General features: G+C 39.5%; 19 protein-coding genes and 1 pseudogene. 18 read left to right on the forward strand and 2 right to left on the reverse strand.

The genetic code is table 11. The features are described from left to right. Positions 1 to 15: 15 nt before the first annotated feature. From FJ218_04945 to FJ218_04990, 10 genes and pseudogenes are all read left to right on the forward strand, one after another. Entirely contained in the window at positions 16 to 249 is a 234-nt protein-coding gene (locus tag FJ218_04945; protein MBM4166255.1) for a DUF3368 domain-containing protein, read from the forward strand. Between the two features lie 328 nt (positions 250 to 577). Then, the gene (locus tag FJ218_04950) at positions 578 to 2281 is read left to right on the forward strand and encodes a T9SS type A sorting domain-containing protein (GenBank protein MBM4166256.1); all 1704 of its coding nucleotides are present in this window, start codon (positions 578 to 580) and stop codon (positions 2279 to 2281) included. A gap of 127 nt (positions 2282 to 2408) precedes the next feature. Next, the gene (gene glmS / locus FJ218_04955) at positions 2409 to 4250 is read left to right on the forward strand and encodes a glutamine--fructose-6-phosphate transaminase (isomerizing) (protein MBM4166257.1); all 1842 of its coding nucleotides are present in this window, start codon (positions 2409 to 2411) and stop codon (positions 4248 to 4250) included. Positions 4251 to 4355: 105 nt separating this feature from the next. After that, positions 4356 to 4577 carry a type II toxin-antitoxin system HicB family antitoxin gene (locus tag FJ218_04960; protein ID MBM4166258.1) on the forward strand — a complete coding sequence of 74 codons (222 nt, stop codon included), beginning with the start codon at positions 4356 to 4358 and terminating at the stop codon, positions 4575 to 4577. A 65-nt stretch (positions 4578 to 4642) separates the two neighbouring features. After that, positions 4643 to 4831, forward strand: a pseudogene (locus FJ218_04965) (hypothetical protein). Between the two features lie 80 nt (positions 4832 to 4911). Further along, positions 4912 to 5856, forward strand: coding sequence for a site-specific DNA-methyltransferase (locus tag FJ218_04970; GenBank protein MBM4166259.1), 945 nt, complete (start codon positions 4912 to 4914; stop codon positions 5854 to 5856). A gap of 72 nt (positions 5857 to 5928) precedes the next feature. Then, positions 5929 to 7263 carry a GTPase gene (locus FJ218_04975; protein ID MBM4166260.1) on the forward strand — a complete coding sequence of 445 codons (1335 nt, stop codon included), beginning with the start codon at positions 5929 to 5931 and terminating at the stop codon, positions 7261 to 7263. A gap of 84 nt (positions 7264 to 7347) precedes the next feature. Next, complete coding sequence (locus FJ218_04980; GenBank protein ID MBM4166261.1) at positions 7348 to 8376, forward strand: zinc-binding dehydrogenase; 1029 nt, start codon at positions 7348 to 7350, stop codon at positions 8374 to 8376. Between the two features lie 168 nt (positions 8377 to 8544). Continuing rightward, positions 8545 to 8784, forward strand: a complete 240-nt coding sequence (locus tag FJ218_04985; GenBank protein MBM4166262.1) for a hypothetical protein — start codon at positions 8545 to 8547, stop codon at positions 8782 to 8784. Beyond that, positions 8781 to 9230: a type II toxin-antitoxin system VapC family toxin gene (locus tag FJ218_04990; protein ID MBM4166263.1), complete on the forward strand. Its 450-nt coding sequence runs from the start codon at positions 8781 to 8783 to the stop codon at positions 9228 to 9230. Before FJ218_04985 ends, FJ218_04990 begins: the two co-directional genes overlap by 4 nt. A 300-nt stretch (positions 9231 to 9530) precedes the next feature. Here FJ218_04990 and FJ218_04995 read toward each other — a convergent pair whose 3' ends face one another. After that, the gene (locus FJ218_04995; protein ID MBM4166264.1) at positions 9531 to 9911 is read right to left on the reverse strand and encodes a hypothetical protein; all 381 of its coding nucleotides are present in this window, start codon (positions 9909 to 9911) and stop codon (positions 9531 to 9533) included. A 449-nt stretch (positions 9912 to 10360) separates the two neighbouring features. Between FJ218_04995 and atpD the strand changes: the two genes are divergently transcribed. Both atpD and atpC read left to right on the forward strand, forming a co-directional pair. Beyond that, positions 10361 to 11767: a F0F1 ATP synthase subunit beta gene (atpD, locus tag FJ218_05000; protein ID MBM4166265.1), complete on the forward strand. Its 1407-nt coding sequence runs from the start codon at positions 10361 to 10363 to the stop codon at positions 11765 to 11767. A gap of 1 nt (position 11768) precedes the next feature. After that, positions 11769 to 12032 carry an ATP synthase F1 subunit epsilon gene (gene atpC, locus FJ218_05005; GenBank protein MBM4166266.1) on the forward strand — a complete coding sequence of 88 codons (264 nt, stop codon included), beginning with the start codon at positions 11769 to 11771 and terminating at the stop codon, positions 12030 to 12032. A gap of 312 nt (positions 12033 to 12344) precedes the next feature. Here atpC and FJ218_05010 read toward each other — a convergent pair whose 3' ends face one another. Further along, positions 12345 to 13064, reverse strand: a complete 720-nt coding sequence (locus tag FJ218_05010; protein ID MBM4166267.1) for a metal-dependent hydrolase — start codon at positions 13062 to 13064, stop codon at positions 12345 to 12347. Between the two features lie 302 nt (positions 13065 to 13366). On the opposite strand from FJ218_05010, the gene FJ218_05015 reads away from it, so the two are divergent. The 6 genes from FJ218_05015 to FJ218_05040 all read left to right on the forward strand — a co-directional run bounded on the left by FJ218_05015 (position 13367) and on the right by FJ218_05040 (position 20931). Continuing rightward, positions 13367 to 14161 (forward strand): TIGR00282 family metallophosphoesterase, encoded by a 795-nt coding sequence (locus tag FJ218_05015; GenBank protein MBM4166268.1) that lies wholly within the window; start codon positions 13367 to 13369, stop codon positions 14159 to 14161. Positions 14162 to 14272: 111 nt separating this feature from the next. Next, a complete protein-coding gene (folD, locus tag FJ218_05020; GenBank protein MBM4166269.1) occupies positions 14273 to 15148 on the forward strand; it encodes a bifunctional methylenetetrahydrofolate dehydrogenase/methenyltetrahydrofolate cyclohydrolase FolD in 876 nt (291 codons plus the stop codon). 3 nt (positions 15149 to 15151) lie between these two features. Further along, complete coding sequence (locus FJ218_05025) at positions 15152 to 16204, forward strand: M20/M25/M40 family metallo-hydrolase (protein ID MBM4166270.1); 1053 nt, start codon at positions 15152 to 15154, stop codon at positions 16202 to 16204. 28 nt (positions 16205 to 16232) lie between these two features. Continuing rightward, entirely contained in the window at positions 16233 to 17060 is an 828-nt protein-coding gene (locus FJ218_05030; protein MBM4166271.1) for a 50S ribosomal protein L11 methyltransferase, read from the forward strand. A 78-nt stretch (positions 17061 to 17138) separates the two neighbouring features. Next, positions 17139 to 18119 carry a Ppx/GppA family phosphatase gene (locus FJ218_05035; GenBank protein ID MBM4166272.1) on the forward strand — a complete coding sequence of 327 codons (981 nt, stop codon included), beginning with the start codon at positions 17139 to 17141 and terminating at the stop codon, positions 18117 to 18119. 100 nt (positions 18120 to 18219) lie between these two features. Continuing rightward, positions 18220 to 20931 carry a carbohydrate binding family 9 domain-containing protein gene (locus tag FJ218_05040; GenBank protein MBM4166273.1) on the forward strand — a complete coding sequence of 904 codons (2712 nt, stop codon included), beginning with the start codon at positions 18220 to 18222 and terminating at the stop codon, positions 20929 to 20931. Positions 20932 to 20953: the final 22 nt, after the last annotated feature.

Genomic DNA, 20953 nt, shown 5'->3' on the forward strand with positions numbered 1-20953 from the left:
AATCCGATATTACAAATGCGTGAACTTGTAATCTCGGATGCAAGTTGTCTGATTCTTGATGACTTGCGAGCGAGAAAAATTGCTAAGAGTATGAATTTGAAATTAACCGGTACGTTAAGAGTTCTCGTAAAAGCGAAAGAAAAAGGGTTCATCAAAAGGATAAAACCACTGATGGAAGAATTAGACGATATAAACTTTCATTTATCAACAAATGTCATTGAAAATATTCTTGAAGTTTGTAAAAAGTAAATTTTGTTTCGATAATAAAACAGCGATGCAAAATTTGTATCGCTGTTTTTGTTTTGAGGAAGTTGCAAGTGTTTTGTATTTTCAAACCGAAAAATTTTACTCGAAAACATATATGCATAACAACAGAGCAGTATTTGAAAAATAGACGATTGGTACGTTGGTTACATCGAGAAACTTTCCGGCGCTAATGCGCAAGGAACAACCCTTGCAGAAACTAGAGAAAATTTTGGGGACAAGAAATAAATTTTTAAAATTAAACCACTTTTTTTAGAAAGTGTCTATATACAAAACTCATTATTTTTTATCACTAAAATTGAAAGGCAATTGTATGAATCAATTTTCTACAAAGCAACTTATTCGACACCTGTTCATCGTAGCGGGGTTTGTCTTGTTCATTCAGGAAGTTTTAGCGCAACCAACTTCTCCACCTGCGCGCATTCGTGTAGTCGCATCAGCGCCAGCAGATAGCGAACCCGGGGGAAGAGTGTTTTTTAGGCCACAGGGATTTCCGGATACAACGTGTCCACCGGATTTTCCTGAACGAAGAATTTATTGCCGCGTTTATCCTTCGGGAGATACGGTTCATTTACTTGCGGTTCCAGATTCCGGATTTCGTTTTGCAGGATGGAGCGGAGGAGGAACGCTTGGAGAACATCAGCGGGAATTGACAATCGTTGCACGCGATTCGATGTCCATTCACGCGTGGTTTGTATCTACGGATATTGATTCTGCGCGGTTGCGAATGTTGCGGGTGAGTTATTTGCGACACGCAGGCGTTGTTCGTTTTGACCCGCACGGATTTCCCGTCGAATGTAGAAATTTTCCCGAAACAAAAGTTCGTTGTTTTTTGTATGTGCGCGGAACTGAGGTAACGATGAAAGCAAAACCGTTTGATGATTATTTCTTTGTTGGATGGTGGTTACGCGATACGTTAATTACCGATTCCGTGTTAACGCTGACTATTGTTGATACACTTACCAATGTTTTCGCACAATTTGAACTTGATAGTTCTGCAATTCCTGTTCCAACAAAATTCAGAACGTTCACACAACGGCAGTTAAGTAAAGAAAAAATAAAACCGGGAAAAGGAAAAAATCTGATGCCTGATTCTGCAGATGCGCGCGATAGTGTGTTTATGCGGGAATTCGGAAGAGCAACGCTGGTATTAGGTGTTCCCCAACTCGCAAAAGACAGTATCAAACGCTACGGATGGATTGTTTTCAAAAAGCCAAAAGATGTTCAGAAATTTTTTGTGCAAACAGGAACAGCGTATTTCTTTGATTCTATTCGAACTTCCGGACGCGGTTCAAAATTATTTACAAAAGCAATGGTTAATCCGAAACCCCCAACATACAATAATCATCTTGCGGGAGAATTAGCGGCATTAAAACTCAATATTGCTGCAAGCAAACACAAAATTACTCGCACAGGATTTGGTTCGTTAATTTATGCTGATTCGACAAGTATGTTTGATGAAAAATCTCTCGTAGAAATTTGCAAATTTTCTGATTCTGCAATGACGTATTGGCGACGGTACAACAACCTGATTTCTCCCAAGGCACTTGATTCGGTTTTGACGCTCATCAATAAAGCGTTTTATGGACCGATTGACAGCGTTGATATTTTATACAAACGTCCGTTGCGCATCGAAGGAGAAATTGAATTGGACAGCGTTCCGTTCTTGCAAACTCCGGATACGATAGACGGAAAATTCTTTGCGGAAGATGGAGATGCGAATTGGATGATTCCGGAACAATTTTCGCTATCGCAAAATTATCCTAATCCGTTTAATCCGAGTACAACAATACGTTTTCAGTTGTCTGCATTCAGCAATATATCATTGAAAATTTACAACGCGCTCGGTGAAGAAGTTGCAACGTTGTTACACAACGAAGAAATGGAAGAAGGAGCGTACGAATTGCAATTCGACGCAGGCAATCTTCCCAGCAGCGTGTATTTTTATCGGATAAATGTAACGCAAGATGGCACTTTGCGATACACGGAAACGAAGAAAATGTTGCTGATGAAATAATAAACTTATTCTTTTCAATTAAAGCCAGTTTCAGTTATTTGAAACTGGCTTTTCTATTTTTTCCTCCTTCTTTATTTCCATATTTTTTGCCGGACTTAAAAACAAGTACCATTAAATTCATAACATTATGTGTGGAATAATCGGATATATCGGAAAAAAAAACGCGCTCCCTATTTTATTGGAAGGATTACGCCGTGTGGAATATCGAGGCTACGATTCGGCAGGCGTGGCTACCATTTCGGAGGACAAACTTCATGTTACGAAAAAAGCAGGAAAAGTTGCCGAGTTGGTTGAGTTGATGGATGGAAATAATTCTTCATCTGAAATCGGCATTGGACATACACGCTGGGCAACGCACGGAATTCCCAATGACATCAACGCGCATCCGCATTGGGATTGCAATCAGGAAATTGCGATTATTCACAACGGCATCATCGAAAATTTTTCTTCCATCAAAACAAAACTGCAGCGCGAAGGACATCAGTTTGAAACCGAAACCGATACGGAAGTTCTTGCGCATCTTATCGAACGATTTTATCAGAAGACCAATGATTTATACAGCGCGGTTCGTCTTTCGTTGCTTGAAGTAAAAGGCGCGTACGGACTTGCAATAATTTCCACGCGTGAACCGGATAAAATTATCGTTGCGCGAAAAGGAAGTCCTCTCGTGATTGGTATTGGCGAAGGAGAAAATTTTATCGCTTCCGATGCCGCCGCAATAATTGACCACACGCGGCAAGTTGTGTATCTCGAAGATGGAGAAGTTGCAGAAATTCGCCGCGATGGATTTTTCACGCGCGATTTGATTCACGACGAAGAGATTGATAAAGAGATTGAAGAAATTACGTTCGACCTCGAGCAAATTGAAAAAGGCGGTTACGAACATTTTATGTTGAAAGAAATTCACGAGCAGCCGGAATCAATTCGCAACACAATGCGCGGACGTTTGCTTGAAGAAGAAGGAACAGCGAAACTTGGCGGGCTCGATAGCGTTGTCGAAAAAATTGTGAACGCGCGAAGAATTATTTTAGTCGGTTGCGGAACGTCGTGGCATGCGGGACTTGTCGGCGAATATATGCTGGAACAATACGCGCAAATTCCTGTTGAAGTTGAATACGCAAGCGAATTTCGTTATCGCAATCCGATTCTTTATAAAGATGACGTTGTGTTTTTCATAAGTCAAAGCGGTGAAACGTTTGATACTGCTGCGGCATTGCAAGAAGCAAAACAACGCGGCGCTACGTGTTTGGGAATTTGCAACGTTGTCGGAAGCACAATTCCGCGCGCATCGAATTCGGGTGTGTATATTCACGCAGGACCGGAAATCGGTGTCGCTTCGACAAAAGCATTCACATCGCAACTTGTCGCGCTTGCACTAATTACATTGATGATTGCGCGAAAGAAAAAAACGATTCGCAAAGATGAAGGCCAACAGATAGTTAAAGAATTATTATCGTTACCGGAAAAAGTTGCGAAAGTTATTGAAGCGACAACATCGCAAGTTCGTTACATTGCAGAAGAGTTTTCTGATGCAACAAACTTTCTCTATCTCGGTCGCGGTTATAATTTCCCCGTCGCGCTCGAAGGCGCTTTGAAGTTGAAAGAAATTTCGTACATCCACGCAGAAGGTTATCCAGCGGCAGAAATGAAACACGGACCGATTGCGCTCATTGACCATAATATGCCGGTTGTGTGCATTGCGCCAAAAGACAGCACGTATGAAAAAGTATTGAGCAACATTCAGGAAGTTCGCGTACGCAACGGAAGAATAATCGCTGTAGCAAATCACGACGACGAAGAAATTTCCAAACTCTCCGAGCACGTGATTCGTATTCCTCAAACACTTGATTTTCTCGCGCCGATTCTTTCGATTATTCCGTTGCAATTACTTTCGTATTATATGGCAGTGAAACGCGGATGCAATGTTGATATGCCGAGAAATTTGGCAAAGAGTGTTACGGTGGAATAAATTTTTATCGCCACGAATTGCACGAATTTTTACTAAGATATATTTCGTGTTAATTCGTGAAATTCGTGGCAGAAAAATATTTATTACAATAGAATAGAAATTTTTATGCAACAACAATCTTCAGCAGTTTTAAAAAAATCCGGAAATCAATATCTCGCTTTGTGTTTGGAACTTGGCGTAATAGGAAGCGGCAATACCCCAACAACAGCAAAGAAAACATTACGTGAAGCAATTGAATCGTATCTTGAGTATGCACAAGAAGAATGGCTTTCTAATGAGCGTCCGGTTTCCATTAAAGAATTACACGAGTTTTTTGCATTACGATGAATTGTTCAACACGTCAAAAAGAAATTGAACAAAATTTTATGCAATTAACAAACGAAAAATAAATTATGTTCACCTCACTCAAAGCAATCATTGATACAACCGGAAACGTTAGACTTCTTGAACACATTCAACTTGCAAAACCACAACGCGCTGTTGTTACAATTCTTGATGAAAATATTGTTGATGGTGTAACTCTCTTGAGCGAACAAGCGTTAGCGGAAGACTGGAAACGTCCCGAAGAAGATGTTGCATGGAAACAATTTCAAATAGAAGACTCTTCAAAGTATGTTCATCAAAAGGTCATAGACGTTTTTGAACACAGCAGAAAAGGTTTATGATTGATAAGCCACGTGCCTTACGCAACAGAACAATTTCTCTAACCACCAACGATATTTCTTTCTACTCTCGAAATCTCATTTCTCTTTCTTCGTCAACATCATTTTCAAAAATCAAAAATAAAACTATTCATCAAAATCTTTTTGATGTGATTGATCTTCTTCCTTCGCAATTTGTTGATGTGCTTTTTCTTGACCCGCCGTATAATTTGAATAAAGATTTCAATGGCAATGGATTTAAAGAAAGAACAATTGATGAATACGCAAAATGGATTGAGGCGTGGCTTTCCAAACTTGTGCGAACATTGAAACCAACTGCATCAATTTATATTTGCAGCGATTGGCGGACTTCAACTTCGATTCATCTTGTTGCGGAAAAATACTTTACCGTGCGAAACAGAATTACGTGGGAACGAGAAAAAGGTCGCGGCGCAAAAACAAATTGGAAAAACAATACGGAAGATATTTGGTTCTGCACAATGAGCAATGAATATACGTTCAACATTGATGCGGTGAAGTTGAAACGAAAAGTAATTGCGCCATACAAAGAAAACGGAAAGCCGAAAGATTGGAGCGAAACGGAAGAAGGAAATTTTCGCTTGACGCATCCATCGAATATTTGGAATGACATTTCAATTCCGTTTTGGTCAATGCCGGAAAATACGGAACATCCGACGCAGAAACCGGAAAAACTTCTCGCAAAAATTATTCTCGGAAGCACCAATGAGAACGATGTTGTGTTTGACCCATTTCTTGGAAGCGGAACAACTTCTGTCGTTGCCAAAAAATTAAACCGCAACTACATTGGCATAGAGCAAGATTTAAAATATTGTTGCCTTGCAGAGAAACGATTGCAACTTGCTGAAGAAAATAAAGCGATTCAAGGTTACAGCGATGGAGTTTTCTGGGAGAGAAATACGTTCAATGAAAAGTTAAAAGTGTAAAGTGTAAAGATGCACTCTAAAAAATTGAAACAAACAAACTAACTAACGAACAAACCAATAAACCAACTAACGATATTATTTATGAAAAAAATCAAAACTATTATTATGGGTGCCGCAGGCCGCGACTTCCACAATTTCAACACAGTGTATCGCGACAATGAAACGTATGACGTAGTCGCATTTACTGCAACACAAATTCCGAACATTGAAGGAAGAAAATATCCATCCATGCTTTCGGGAAAATTATATCCGAACGGAATTCCTATTCATCCCGAAAGCGATTTGGAAAAACTCATCAAGAAATTTTCTGTGGATGAAGTTGTGTTTTCCTATTCCGATGTCTCGTTCAATTACGTAATGGAAAAAGCATCGAACGTAATGTCGTGGGGAGCGGATTTCAAATTTCTCGGCGCGCACGATTCGATGATTCCAAGTTCAAAACCGGTGATTGCAATTGTCGCGGTGAGAACAGGAAGCGGAAAAAGTCAAACATCGAGAAAAGTTGCCGGACTTTTGCAAGCAATGGGAAAGAAAGTTGTCGCAGTTCGCCATCCGATGCCGTATGGAGATTTGTCGAAACAAATTTGTCAGCGGTTTGCTTCGCTCGATGATATGAAACAACATGATTGCACCGTTGAAGAAATGGAAGAATACGAACCGCACATCACGAGCGGGACAATTATTTACGCCGGTGTTGATTACGAAAAAATTCTTCGTGAAGCAGAAAAAGAAGCGGACGTAATAATTTGGGACGGCGGAAATAATGATATGTCTTTTTACAAGCCGAACTTGACAATTTGCGTTGCTGACCCTCATCGTCCCGGACACGAACTTTCGTATTATCCCGGCGCAGCAAATACGAGACTGGCTGATGTTGTTGTTATAAACAAAGTTGATTCTGCCGACAGAGAAAATGTTGACATCGTTCGCAACAACATTCGCAAAGTGAATAACGATGCAATTATTGTAGAAGGCGCATCGCCGATTACCGTTGAGAATGCATCGGTGATTGAAGGGAAAAAAGTTTTGGTGATTGAAGACGGACCAACACTCACGCACGGCGAAATGAAATACGGCGCAGGAGTTTTAGCCGCGCAAAAATTCGGCGCGAAAGAAATTATTGACCCACGTCCGTATGCAGTAGCTTCGATTGAAGAAACGTTTAAGAAATATCCCGGCATCGGAATTCTTCTTCCCGCGATGGGTTACGGCGAAAAGCAGTTGAAAGATTTGGAGAAGACAATTAATCGTGTTCCGTGTGATTCGGTCATTATCGGAACGCCGATTGATTTGAGCCGCATCATCAAAATTGAAAAGCCGACAACGCGCGTGCGCTACGATTTGGAAGAAATCACCAAACCAAATCTTGCAGAAATTTTGAAAAACTTTTTTGAAAAAACTAAGTGAACCTTTATGTTCTTCGTGTCTTAGTGGTGAAAAAAAATTACCACTGAGACACTTAGTTCACTAAGAAACACTAAGAAGAGAAAAATGAAATCAATCCGATTCCACGAATTTGGCAACGCTAATGTTCTTCGCTTTGAAGATGCGCCAATGCCGATAATCAACGACGACGAAGTTCTTGTTCAACTCAAAGCCGCATCGCTCAATCATCTCGATATTTGGGTGAGAAGCGGAACACGCGAACGCAATACGCCGCTTCCGCATATTCCCGGAAGTGATGGCGCAGGTATTGTTGTCGAAGTTGGAAAAAATGTTTCAAGTGTAAAAGTTGGAGAGCGCGTTTTAATTTCTCCCGGATTAAGTTGCGGTGAATGTAATTTTTGCAAAGAGCAAAAAGAAAATTTGTGTTCGCAATATCGCGTGTTAGGAACAAGAGAAAGTGGATCGTATGCCGAGTTTGTCAAACTTCCCTCGCGAAATGTTTTTCTGATTCCATCGAATATAGGTTTCAACGATGCCGCTGCATTTCCGCTTGTGTTTCTTACTGCGTGGCATATGTTGATTACGCTTGCGCAACTCAAAGAAAACGAAACAGTATTGATTCACGGTGCAGGAAGCGGTGTTGGCATTGCGGCGATTCAGATTGCAAAAATGTTTAATGCAAAAATTATTACGACAGCGGGAAGCGATGATAAACTCGCACAAGCACAACAACTCGGCGCAGATGAACTCATCAATTACAACGCGAAAAATTTTTCTGACGAAGTAAAACGCATCACGGAGAAAAAAGGCGTTGATGTTGTGTTTGAACACATTGGCGGCGACGTGTTTGAAAAAAGTATTTTCCTTTTGCGCAAAGGCGGAAGATTAGTTACGTGCGGCGCGACAATCGGTTACGAAACAAAACTCGATTTGCGATATTTGTATTCGCGCCATCTTAAGTTGCTCGGTTCTTTTATGGGAACAAGCAACGACTTGAGAGCCGTTCTCGCGCATCTCGCTTCGGGAAAATTGAAACCGATTATTGATAGCGTTTTTCCGCTACACAATGCCGCAGATGCGCAACGACGAATGGAAGAACGAAAACAGTTTGGGAAGATTGTGATTGAAATTTAGTTCACGCAAAGGCGCCAAGTCGCAAAAAATAATTTCTGTTATCTTTGCGGCTTTGCGCGAAAAAATACAAAATGAATCTTCTTAATAACTTTCTTCTTTTCTGTTCCACAAATTCGTGGCTGAAAACAAACGTAAAACATTTTGGTATATTTTGTCCAAGAAAAAATTATGAATACAGTAAAAGAAAACTTACACAATGCGATTGAACAACTTTCCGAAGAAGAAGCGAGCGCAGTATTAACATTAGTAGAGCGTGTGCATCAGAAAGAATCAATAGACGAAACAATACGTACATTGAGAAGTTCATCGCTCAAACTTCCTCAAACACCGCAAAAGTTTCAATATGTCGAACCAGTGTCGGCATCGGGAAAATCTGCGTCGCAACAACTCATTGACGACCGACGGTGAATATTTATTATCTCGACGCAAGCGCGTGGCTCAAGCGATATATCCGTGAAGATGGAACTGCATTTGTTCAAAAACTATTTTCCAAAGAAAATTTGCTTGCGTGTTCTTCCCTCGGTTTCGTTGAAGTGATTGCAACACTTTCGCGAAAACTGAAAGCAAAAGAAATTTCGCTCTTTGCTTTTGAAGAAAAAGTAAGAGAAGCAGAAAATGATTGGATGAAGTTTGCTCATATTGAAATAGATATGGAAAATATAACGGCGGCAATTTCGTTGGCAAAAAAACATTTCCTTCGCGGTGCCGATGCGATTCATTTATCAGCGGCATTATCTTTGAAACTTCATTTTTCTTCCAGCCAAGATTCATTTCAATTTATTTCTTCTGACGATGAATTGAATAACGCGGCAAAAGAATATGATATGAATGTTGTTAATCCTGCGCGAGTGTAATAATTGTTTGATGTACCCATCAAAAAACTCTCTGTGCGAACGCTTTTGTATAGCACACTATGAACCTTCTCAAAAACTTTCTTCTTTTCTGTTCCACAAATTCGTGGATGAAAAATACGTTACCGAAATATCGTTTTGTGCAACGCGCAGTAAAACGATTTATGCCGGGAGAAGATACTGTCTATATGATGTCCTGCATTCGGTGTATGGTAAAGGTTTGACTTACTCTGTAGTTCACTAATATTGTACCGGAAGAAATAATAGTTCCATCAGTAGGTTGTGTAACCGTAAGAACATATTTCACAACTTGTGTAATTGCTGAAGAAGCACTCCATAATAATTCATATCTCCGCTATAGACAGCGGTGATAGTATGATTTCCACCAAATAGCGATGAAGTTGTGAACGAAGCAATTGTCCAGTTCCTCGGACTTGTTGAAGCACGAGCATTACTGCAAAATACCGTATTATCTCCTCCAGAACCTACACCGTCTTTCGTATGTGCTGTCCATTTATACTGATATAACTTCGGCGTTCCGTCATTATTTAAGACTCCATTCCCCGATGAATCAAGTCCGGATAATATTTTACATTTAATACCAAAGTTTGCTTTTACCCCGTATTGAGAAGATGCACAAAGCGGATACACTGTTATTATCAACAACAAAAAAAGTTTTGCCATTGTATTTGAAATAATTTTCAAGTTGTTTTGAATACACTTAGAAGTAGAACGTATAAAATTTGTAATATCATAGTAATTAATTTGTATCGTGTTTTTCTATTATTATTTTTTTCGGGGCAAAAAATAAAAACAGATAGGGTTTTGTAAAATGAGACTAATCGCATCTCGATTTATATCACAACGAAATCATTTGACACTCTTGTTAAAAAAATTTCTCCATAAAGTAAATAGAAATATCTAATAATACATCTTATTCATTCACGTAATTTTAAAAATACGGTATTTACCGTAACTATGAGAAATTACTTGCTGTTATTTACAAACTCATTAAATCCGTTCAACGAAAAATTTTTCTCCTTTGTTTTTCTTTTCCTGCTATTGATTTGCCTTCGAGCAATTTTTCAATATATTTTTCACCGATTTTAAAAAAACTATAACTACGTATTGAAATGACCGAAGGTAAAATAATTCAAGTTATTGGGCCCGTTGTTGATGTTGACTTCTCCGGCGGTTCACTCCCATCAATTTATAATGCTGTAAAAATCCCTCGAACAAATGTTGAAGGCATAAAAGAAGATTTGATATGCGAAGTTCAGCAACATCTTGGCGAAGAACGCGTCCGAACCGTTGCAATGGATTCTACCGACGGATTAACGCGCGGAATGATTGCGTTCGACACAGGAAATCCCATCACCGTTCCTGTTGGTCCATCTACGCTCGGCAGATTGATTAACATCATCGGTCAAGGCATTGATAATATCGGTGAAATCAAAAGTAATACATATTACCCGATTCATCGTCATCCACCCAAGTACGAAGACTTAACAACGAACGCAGAAATGTTCGAAACAGGAATAAAAGTTATTGACTTACTCGAACCGTATTCCAAAGGAGGAAAAACAGGTTTATTTGGCGGCGCAGGGGTAGGAAAAACTGTTGTTATTATGGAACTTATTCACAATATCGCAATGCATCACGGCGGATATTCCGTGTTCGGAGGAGTTGGAGAACGAACTCGCGAAGGAAACGATTTGTGGCGCGAAATGAAAGAAGGCGGCGTTCTCGATAAAACTGCACTCGTATTTGGACAAATGAACGAACCTCCCGGCGCGCGTCAACGAGTTGGCTTAACGGCATTAACAATGGCAGAATATTTTCGCGATGAGGAAGGAAAAGATGTGTTGTTATTTATTGACAATATTTTCCGCTTTACTCAAGCAGGGTCCGAAGTTTCCGCTCTTCTCGGAAGAATGCCAAGCGCCGTCGGTTATCAACCAACGCTTGCGACAGAAATGGGAGAATTGCAGGAACGCATTACTTCAACAAAAAAAGGTTCGATAACTTCTGTGCAAGCAATTTATGTTCCCGCTGATGATTTAACTGACCCCGCTCCTGCTACTGCGTTTTCCCATCTTGACGCTACAACTGTTTTAAGCCGCCAAATTTCCGAATTAGGAATTTATCCCGCAGTTGACCCGCTAGATTCCACTTCACGAATTCTTGACCCGCGCATTATCGGCGACGTACATTACAACACGGCAAAGCAAGTAAAAAATATTTTGCAAACCTATAAAGATTTGCAGGACATCATCAACATTCTTGGAATTGATGAACTTTCTGATGATGATAAAATTACCGTGCAACGCGCAAGAAAAATTCAAAAATTTCTTTCTCAACCGTTTTTTGTTGCAGAACAATTTACCGGGATTCAAGGACGCTATGTAAAAATTGAAGACACAATTGCAAGTTTTCAATCTATCATCAGAGGCGATTGCGACCATATTCCCGAAGGAATGTTCTATATGAAAGGAACAATTGACGAAGTGATTGACAATTACAAAAAAACACTGAACTAAAATGAACGATAAAAAATTCTCACTGGAAATTGTTTCGCCCAAAGCAACAGTGTTTAACGGTGAAGTAACTTCATTTACCGTTCCCGGCGAACTGGGAAGTTTTCAGGTTCTTTACAATCATGCGCCGATTCTTTCTTCGCTTTCCGGTGGAATAATTAAATTTGTGGAAGCAAACGGAAACGAAACTTGCTACAAAACAAACGGTGGGTTTGCTGAAGTTCATAACAATAAAGCATCCATCGTTACGGAAGTAGAAAAACTCTAAAACTGTTTTTCCTATCGCTTCTCTTTTTAAAAAAACACTCTCGTTGACTGAGAGTAGCTTTTTCTTTTAAATACCCAATTTCTAGTTTGTTGTAGAATCAAGAAGATTGCTTCGGTGCGCCCGCATTGACAGTTTCCATTTGAGGGTGTTTTGCAAAGTCTTCATATAATATATTTGCTAAACGGCTTCATTTATTTGCGCAAACATTTTTTTACAAGTAAAAGATCGTAACCGGTATGCAACATTTCAAAAATCATTTTTTCCCAATAATATTTTAACTTTTATCGTTCAGTTGCAAAAAACAAAAACAACCTACACTCCCACACTTTTTCCAACTTCTAACTCCATTACTTTCATTCGCAATGCGGGAGAAAGGAGTTTTTTCAATGCTTCCGGGGTTCCGCTTAATACGGGAAATGTTCCGTAGTGCATTCCGATAATGAATTTCGGATTGATAAGCGTACAAGCATACGCCGCTTCTTTGGGTCCCATCGTGTATAAATCGCCAATCGGAAGAAACGCAATATCGGGAGTGTACAATTCTCCGATAATTTTCATATCGGAGAAAACGCTTGTATCTCCTGCGTAGTAAATTTTGAAACCGTTTTCAAATTCCACAACAAATCCCGCGGCTTCGCCTCCGCAAAGAATTTTCGCACCGTCTTCAATCGTAGAACTGTGTTTTGCATCTGTCATCGTAATTTTTATTCCGTCAACGTCCATTGTTCCGCCTTTATTCATTCCGATTGCTGAAGAAATACCTTTACTTTGCAAGAACAAATATATTTCGAAAATACAAATCACTTTTGCTTGAGTGCGTTTTGCAATTTCAATAGTATTGCCGAGATGGTCGCTGTGTCCGTGCGAAACGAGAATAATATCTGCACTGATTGTGTCTTTTATTTCACGCGGCGCTTCCGGATTATCAAGCCACGGGTCAAGGAGAACTATTTTTCCGTTTGAAGTTACCAATTGAAACGCGCTATGTCCAAGCCACGTAATGTTGAGTTTATTTTTTTGAGAAGTTATCATAAATGCCTCGATGAATATGTGTAGAAAAAATGCGACAAAAATTTCGGAAAATTGTTTTGGAAAAACAACAATATGCAATTACACGATTCTCGTTATCGTTGCTTGTATGTACCGGTTGAAGTTCCGTCTATGGATTTGGAAATTCTCAATTGCAAAATCCAAATGCTAAATTCTAAAAACCAAAAAGCAATTACAGTTTTGCAAATTTTTTCACTTATGTTTTTTCATCGTACATCGCAAATCGCACATCCCAAATCCATTTCATATATTCTCCATAACTTTTTCACAAAATAAAAAATTCCTTGGCACTACTCAACATACTCTTTATCGGCGATATTGTCGGAACTCCCGGTTATCAAATCGTCGAAACATTTCTCAAAAAATTTATTGACGATTATCAGATTGATTTCTGCGTTGCAAACGGCGAAAACATTGACAACGGAAAAGGAATTCGTCAGCAAGATGCGACGAATCTTTTTAATCTCGGTGTGCACGTTATTACGAGCGGAAATCATTTGTGGGAAAATTGGGAATCGCGAAAAGTTCTTGCGAAAGAAAAATATGTTTTGCGTCCGCTCAATTATCCGCGCGAGAATCCCGGTAACGGTTATGCAATTTATGATTTGAAAGAGAAAGGAAAAGTCGGCGTTCTCAATTTGCAAGGAAGAATTTATATGTCGCCGATTGATTGTCCTTTTCACACAGCAGAATGGGCGCTGCCAAAAATTTCTGCGGAAACTAAAGTGATACTCGTTGATATGCACGCCGATGCAACTGCAGAAAAAGTAACGATGGGATGGTTTCTCGATGGACGTGTGAGCGCAGTGCTGGGAACGCATACGCACATTCCCACTGCCGACGGAAGAATTTTGCCGAAAGGAACTGCATACATTACCGATGTTGGAATGACCGGACCGTATGATTCTTCGCTCGGAATGAAAAAAGAAATTGCGATTCGCCGAATGATTACGCAAACTGCGCACAAGTACGAACTCGCAAGCAACGACGTTCATCTTTGCGGTGCGTATGTGCAAGTTGATAGCGAAACCGGAAAAGCAGTGAAGTTTGAACAGATACAATTTCCGAAGTTTGTGTAGTTGAAAAATAGAACACGGATTACACGGATGAAACAGATGTTCACAGATTTTTAATCCGTGCCGAATCCGTAACAATCTGTGTTATCCGTGTTCTATTAAAAACATTTTCCAATGGCAACAATAATTGACGGCAAAAAAATCTCGCAACAAATTCTCGATGAAATAAAACTCGAAACCGAGAAACTCAAACGCGAGCACAACATTACTCCGGGACTTGCGTTTCTTATTGTTGGAGAAAATCCTGCATCGTTGAGTTATGTAAATTCAAAAGGAAAAGCGTGCGATGAAATGGGATTTTTTTCTCTCACCGAAAAACTTCTATCCGTAACTACCGAATCGCAGTTGCTGCGTTTGATTGAACGATTGAATCACAGTGAAAAAATTCATGGTATACTTGTTCAACTTCCATTGCCAAAACAGATTTCCGAAAGTAGAATTATCGAAGCGATTGATTTCCGAAAAGATGTTGACGGTTTTCACCCCGTGAATATTGGTAAACTTGTCGCTGGGGAAAAATGTTTTCTTCCGTGCACGCCTGCGGGAATTTATGAACTGCTTGTGCGCAGTGGAATTGAAACAAGCGGCAAACACGTTGTCGTTATTGGTCGCAGTAACATTGTCGGAAAACCGATTTCGAATATTCTTTTACAAAAACATAGTGGAAATTCCGTAGTAACAATTGTTCATACGGGAGCGAAGGATATTTCATATTTCACGAAGCAAGCAGATATTCTCATTGCTGCAATTGGCAAACCGAAATTTGTCACGAAAGAAATGGTGAAAGAAAACGCTGTCATAATTGATGTTGGAATAAATCGCATTGAAGATTCAACGACAAAAACCGGTTACAAAATTGTCGGCGATGTAGATTTTGAAAATGTAAAAAATGTTGCAAACGCAATTACACCTGTTCCCGGCGGCGTTGGTCCGATGACGATTGCAATGCTGATGAAGAATACTTTGGAAGCGGCGAAAGGAAATTTTTGAGATATGAGATTTGAGATGTGGGATGTGAGTCGAAAGATTTTAGATTTTAGATTGAAGATTTTAGATTTCATTTTTCTTCCTCTATGCTCTATGCTCGCTGCTCTCTGCTTTTTCTCTTGCAACAATCAACAAACCAACAAACCAACAAACGAGCAAACAAATCAACAAACTCAAACATCAAATGCCAAATCTCCAATCGCTGTTCCATCATTCAATAAAAAATCCGCGTGGAATTATTTACTTGCGCAGACAAACTTTGGTCCGCGAAATCCGGGAAGTGTTGGACATAAAAAATGTTTACAATATCTCTCAAACGAACTTTCCAAATTTGCCGATACTGTTATTCTTCAACCATTCACGCACGTTGGTTACGGGAATGAAGTTTTTACAATGACAAATATTTTGGGAAGGTTTCAACCGAACAACCCGAACAGAATTTTACTTCTCGCTCATTGGGATACTCGCCCTCGCGCAGACAGAGATGACAATATATCCAAGCAGAATCAACCGATTCTCGGCGCGAATGACGGTGCGAGTGGCGTTGCTGTGTTGTTGGAAATTGCGCGCACATTGAAAGAAACAAAACCAAACATCGGCGTTGATATTTTATTTGTTGACGGCGAAGATTACGGCGAAGAAGGAGATTTGTCGCGTTATCTTCTCGGCGCAAAATATTTTGCAAAAAATTTTCGCTTTGAACACACGCCTCAATTCGGAATTTTGCTTGATATGATTGGTGACGCAGAACTCGAAATCAAACGAGAAAAAGCATCGATGCATTTCGCTCCCGATGTAGTTGAACTCGTGTGGAATACGGCGAACGAACTTGGCATTCCTCAATTCGCCGATGGAGAAGGACCGAGTTTAATTGACGACCATATTCCCTTCAACGAAGTGGGAATAAAATGTATTGACTTGATTGATTTCAACTATCCGAATGAAACGCAAAACTATTGGCACACAACGCACGACACGCCAGAACATTGCAGTGCGGAAAGTTTGGAAGCCGTGGGAACAGTTTTGCTCAATGTAATTTTTCGATTTCAAAGTTTGTAAGACAATTTTCAAAATCGTTCTCCGGCGAATGAACAAAACCTATCTTGAACTCTCCTTTTCTCTTTCACAAACACAACAGGAACTTCTCATCGCATTTCTTTCACAACTTGGTTTTGAAGGATTTTGGGAAGACAATGACATTTTAAAAGGATATGTAGAAAAAAATATTTGGAATGAAAATTCGTCAGCATTTCTTTCTGAAAAATTCCCCGATGTAAAATTTTCGGTTGCAGAAATTGAAAATCAGGATTGGAACAAAGAATGGGAAAATTCTATTGAACCGATTCTTGCAACAGAAAAAATAATTATTCGTCCGTCGTGGAAAGAAATTGAAAACACAAACGGAAAAATCGTAATTACGATTGACCCGAAAATGTCGTTCGGCACGGGACATCACGAAACAACACGATTGATGTTACAACTTGCAGAAAAATATGTGCAGCAAAACGATTTTGTTCTTGACTTGGGAACGGGAACAGGAATACTTGCCATTGCCGCAATCAAACTCGGCGCAAAAAAATGTATCGCTGTTGATAATGATGAATGGTCAATCGAAAACACGAAAGAAAATGTAACGTTGAATAATGTCGGCCAACAAATCTCCGTTCAACTTGGAACACTGGAAAGCGTGAAGGAAAATAATTTCGATGCAATCCTTGCGAACATTCAGTCAAGCATTATTCTTCCAATTCTTCCGCAAATGATTTCTTCAATCAAACCTAACGGAAAAATTTTACTTTCGGGATTGTTACGGGACGAACGGGAGAATATTCTTTCTGCGTTTGCAAAAAATTCTTTGAATGTTATTGAGGAAGTTTCCGAGAATGAGTGGATTGCGTTTGTGTGTAATTTGTAATTGGTCATTCATCATTAGTAAATCTACAAATGACAAATTACCAATGACGAATGACATTTCTGTGCTTGTAAAAATCGAATGAAAATTGCAACAATTGATTTAGGCACAAACACTGCATTACTTCTCATTGCAGAAATTTCTGTTGATGGAAAAATAAAAGTCTTGCGTGATGAATTGCGTTCTCCGCGAATTGGAAAGGATGTTGATGCAGCGCGAAGAATTTCTGAAAATTCTTTTCAGCGAGTGAAAGAAGTTTTTCTTGAATACAAAGAATTAATTTCCAAATACAGCGCTGATAAAATTATTGCAACAGGAACAAGCGCATTGCGTGATGCTTCGAATCGTGAAGAATTTATTGAGCGAATGAAATCGGAAACAGAAATTGCGATTGAAATTTTAAGCGGCGAAGATGAAGCGTTGTGGACATTTCGCGGTGCAATTTCAGGAATAAACAATCTTCAAGAAAATGTTGCTGTCATTGATATTGGAGGAGGAAGCACGGAACTAAGTTACGAGTTACGAGTTTCAAGTTCGCAGTTCAAAAACAAATTTCAAGTTCACAACACGCAACTCGCAACTTGTAACTTCTTCTCTAAAAGTTTGAATATCGGTGCAGTACGAATAACTGAAAAATTTTTTGCTTCCCTTCCTCCGAAAGAAAATGAAATTGACAACGCCAGAAAGTTTATTTACGAACATTTATCAGAAATTCCGAAAGAACAATTTACGAACTCACAACTCATCGGTGTTGCAGGAACAGTTACAACACTTGCGTTGCTTGCACAAAATGTTTTTGTGTTTGATGTTTCCAAAGTTGCAAATTATATTTTGAGCATTGATGCGATTGAAGAATGGTTTCACATTCTTTCAAAAAAAACGCCGCAAGAAATTCTTTCTTTCACATCCGCTGCGAATGGAAGAGAAGATATTTTATTTGCTGGAACATTGATTCTCTTTGAGACAATGCAATATTTTTCGTGGAGTGAACTTGTGGTGAGCGAACGAGGATTACGCTACGGAATAGCGTTGAGGGAAATCTACAGTTCCACGAGAAAGTAGTTTTATTCACAATGAAACATTTACAACTATCTCTATGTCAATTCGGTCAAATACATTATTATTTTTACGATATTTTATTCAAACGAAATAAAAACTCTTTATGAAAATTACAATTGCATGCGTGTTTATTTGCGCGATTTTTTTCGCAATGCCAACTTCTGTTCATTCGGAGATTTATACTCGAGAATCGCGTTACAGAATGGAAGCGGTTCGTGTAACAGCAACAATCAACGTTGATGGAATATTATCTGAACCAGAATGGCAACGAGCGGGTACTTCCAATTTTACTCAACGTGAACCGATAGAAAATGCCGTTCCAACGAATAAAACCGAAGTGTGGATTGGATACGACAATGAAGTGTTGTACGTTGCTGCACGAATGCACGATTTGTCTCCCGATTCGATAACGACGCGTATTGGACGTCGCGACGCAGATTTAAATTCTGATTGGTTGTATTTTTCTGTTGATTCGTATAACGATAAACGTACGGCGTTTTATTTCGGTGTCAATCCGAGTAGTTCTATTTGCGACGGAATAATTTACAACGACTCGTGGGCAGATGATTCGTGGGATGGAGTGTGGGATGCGGCTTCGCAAATTGATGGCAATGGATGGTCAGTTGAAATGAAAATCCCTTATTCGCAATTACGGTTTTCAAAGCAAGATGAGTACGTGTGGGGAATAAATTTTATGAGAAAAACAGAGCGATACAAAGAAGAGGATTATCTTGTTGCAACTCCTCAGAATGAAGTAATTGGTGTTTCCAAATCTGCAGAACTCATTGGAATAAAAAATATTTTACCACCGACAAAGTTAGAAATTCTTCCGTATATCGTCGGGAGCGCAACAACGACGAATCAATTTTCGGAAGGCGACCCGTTCAATGATGGAAGTACACAAGCAGGAAACATTGGAGCGGATATAAAATTCGGAATCGGAAATAATTTGACATTGAATGCAACTATCAATCCAGATTTTGGACAAGTCGAAGTTGACCCTGCGGTTGTCAATCTTTCGCAGTTCGAAATTTTTTTTCAAGAAAAACGTCCGTTCTTTATTGAAGGTTCAACCTTTTTCGATTTTGCAAGAGGAGGTGCAAATCATAATTTTGAGCTCAATTGGGGAAATCCGGATTTTTTTTACAGCAGAAGAATCGGGCGTTCACCAAAATTATGGCCTTTGCACGACCCGTATGGCGAAAACTTTGTTGATATTCCAAGCTATACGACAATTTTAGGAGCGGCAAAACTTACGGGAAAAATTGCGGATAATTGGTCACTTGGCGTTGTTTCTGCAACAACGCAACGAGAATATGCAACAGTAAAAGATGCGAATACAATGCAACAATTTCACGATGTTGTTGAACCGTTAGCATCGTATAATATTTTGCGAACAAAAAGAGAATTTGAAGATGGAAAATATGCGTTTGGAATAATTTCTACTTCCGTCATTCGCGATTTGAATGAACCGTATCTCATAGACGAATACAACAAACGCGCATTCACACTTGGTGTTGATGGATGGACTACGTTCGATACTGAAAAAGAATGGGTTATTACTGGATGGACAACCGGCTCTCGAGTTGAAGGGACAACAAGGAGAATGATTGATATGCAACGTTCTCCGCTTCGCTATTACCAACGTCCCGATGCAAAGCATTTGGGTGTGGATTCGAGTGCAACGTCGCTTTCAGGATACGCGGGACGATTTGCAGTGAATAAACAAAAAGGAAACTGGAGTTTTAATTCTGCTGTTGGGTTTATTTCGCCGGGATTTGAATCCAACGATTTGGGATTTCAATTTCGCGCCGATATCATCAATATGCATATTTTCAGCGGATATCAATGGTACGAATCGGATGGAATATTCCGCAGAAAAGGATTTAATGCGGCGACATTCCGCAACTACGATTTTGACGGAGTTCAAATCGGTGAGGGTTATTTTATTTTTTACAATGCGCAAACACTTGGCTTTTGGCATCTCAACGGAAATATTATGATGCAAAGCGCATCGTTTGATAACCAACAAACACGCGGCGGACCGTTATTCAAAACAACAAATTTTTACGGTAAAAAAATCAGGATTTCAACAGATTCGCGTAAAGAAATAGTTGTTGAATTTGGAATATTCGCCGGAAGAAGTGAATCGGGCGGGTGGCATGTAAGCGTTGAATCCGAACTTGAATGGAAACCAAGTTCAAATATTTCTTTGCAAATTACTCCCGGTTTTACGAGAGATGTTACAATGGCGCAATGGATTCCGGAAAAGAAATTTGAAAATAATCCCGTTCCCGATTCGCTTGCTCAATATACATTTGGAAATCGTTACGTATTTGGAAAACTTGACCAAACGGAGTTTTCATCGAGCATTCGAATGGATTATACGTTCACACCAAAACTTACATTACAATTATACATTCAGCCGTTAATCTCTGTTGGAAGTTACAACAAGTTCAAAGAATTGAAAAAACCGGCAACCTATACGTTCAATAATTACGGCGAAAACGGTTCGACAATTTCTTATAACGCAGGAAACGATAAATACACCGTTGACCCCGATGGAAGCGGCGCCGCAGAGCCGTTCGTATTCAGCAATCCGAATTTCAATTTCAAATCACTGCGCGGTAATGCTGTTCTTCGATGGGAGTTTCTTCCTGGTTCAACAATGTACTTAGTGTGGACACGAGGCAGTGAGAATTACGATGATGCCGGCAATTTTTCTTTTGGAAGAGATTTAAAAAATCTTCTGGGGAAACCAAATTATGAAAATGTTTTTCTGATGAAGTTTTCATACTGGTGGAATCCGTCATAATTTCCTGAAAAAATATATATCC

The organism is Ignavibacteria bacterium, assembly GCA_016873775.1.
Taxonomy (GTDB): Bacteria; Bacteroidota; Ignavibacteria; order UBA10030; family F1-140-MAGs086; genus JAGXRH01.

Excerpts from the sequence above, each read along its gene's own strand:
- glmS (MBM4166257.1), top strand. The coding sequence starts at position 2,409 with ATGTGTGGAATAATCGGATATATCGGAAAAAAAAACGCGCTCCCTATT.
- FJ218_04970 (MBM4166259.1), top strand. The coding sequence starts at position 4,912 with ATGATTGATAAGCCACGTGCCTTACGCAACAGAACAATTTCTCTAACC.
- FJ218_05040 (MBM4166273.1), top strand. The coding sequence starts at position 18,220 with ATGAAAATTACAATTGCATGCGTGTTTATTTGCGCGATTTTTTTCGCA.
- FJ218_04945 (MBM4166255.1), top strand. The coding sequence starts at position 16 with ATGCGTGAACTTGTAATCTCGGATGCAAGTTGTCTGATTCTTGATGAC.
- FJ218_04985 (MBM4166262.1), top strand. The coding sequence starts at position 8,545 with ATGAATACAGTAAAAGAAAACTTACACAATGCGATTGAACAACTTTCC.
- FJ218_05030 (MBM4166271.1), top strand. The coding sequence starts at position 16,233 with ATGAACAAAACCTATCTTGAACTCTCCTTTTCTCTTTCACAAACACAA.
- folD (MBM4166269.1), top strand. The coding sequence starts at position 14,273 with ATGGCAACAATAATTGACGGCAAAAAAATCTCGCAACAAATTCTCGAT.
- FJ218_05025 (MBM4166270.1), top strand. The coding sequence starts at position 15,152 with ATGAGATTTGAGATGTGGGATGTGAGTCGAAAGATTTTAGATTTTAGA.
- FJ218_04980 (MBM4166261.1), top strand. The coding sequence starts at position 7,348 with ATGAAATCAATCCGATTCCACGAATTTGGCAACGCTAATGTTCTTCGC.
- FJ218_05035 (MBM4166272.1), top strand. The coding sequence starts at position 17,139 with ATGAAAATTGCAACAATTGATTTAGGCACAAACACTGCATTACTTCTC.
- atpC (MBM4166266.1), top strand. The coding sequence starts at position 11,769 with ATGAACGATAAAAAATTCTCACTGGAAATTGTTTCGCCCAAAGCAACA.
- FJ218_04960 (MBM4166258.1), top strand. The coding sequence starts at position 4,356 with ATGCAACAACAATCTTCAGCAGTTTTAAAAAAATCCGGAAATCAATAT.
- FJ218_04950 (MBM4166256.1), top strand. The coding sequence starts at position 578 with ATGAATCAATTTTCTACAAAGCAACTTATTCGACACCTGTTCATCGTA.
- FJ218_04995 (MBM4166264.1), bottom strand. The coding sequence starts at position 9,911 with ATGGCAAAACTTTTTTTGTTGTTGATAATAACAGTGTATCCGCTTTGT.
- atpD (MBM4166265.1), top strand. The coding sequence starts at position 10,361 with ATGACCGAAGGTAAAATAATTCAAGTTATTGGGCCCGTTGTTGATGTT.
- FJ218_05010 (MBM4166267.1), bottom strand. The coding sequence starts at position 13,064 with ATGATAACTTCTCAAAAAAATAAACTCAACATTACGTGGCTTGGACAT.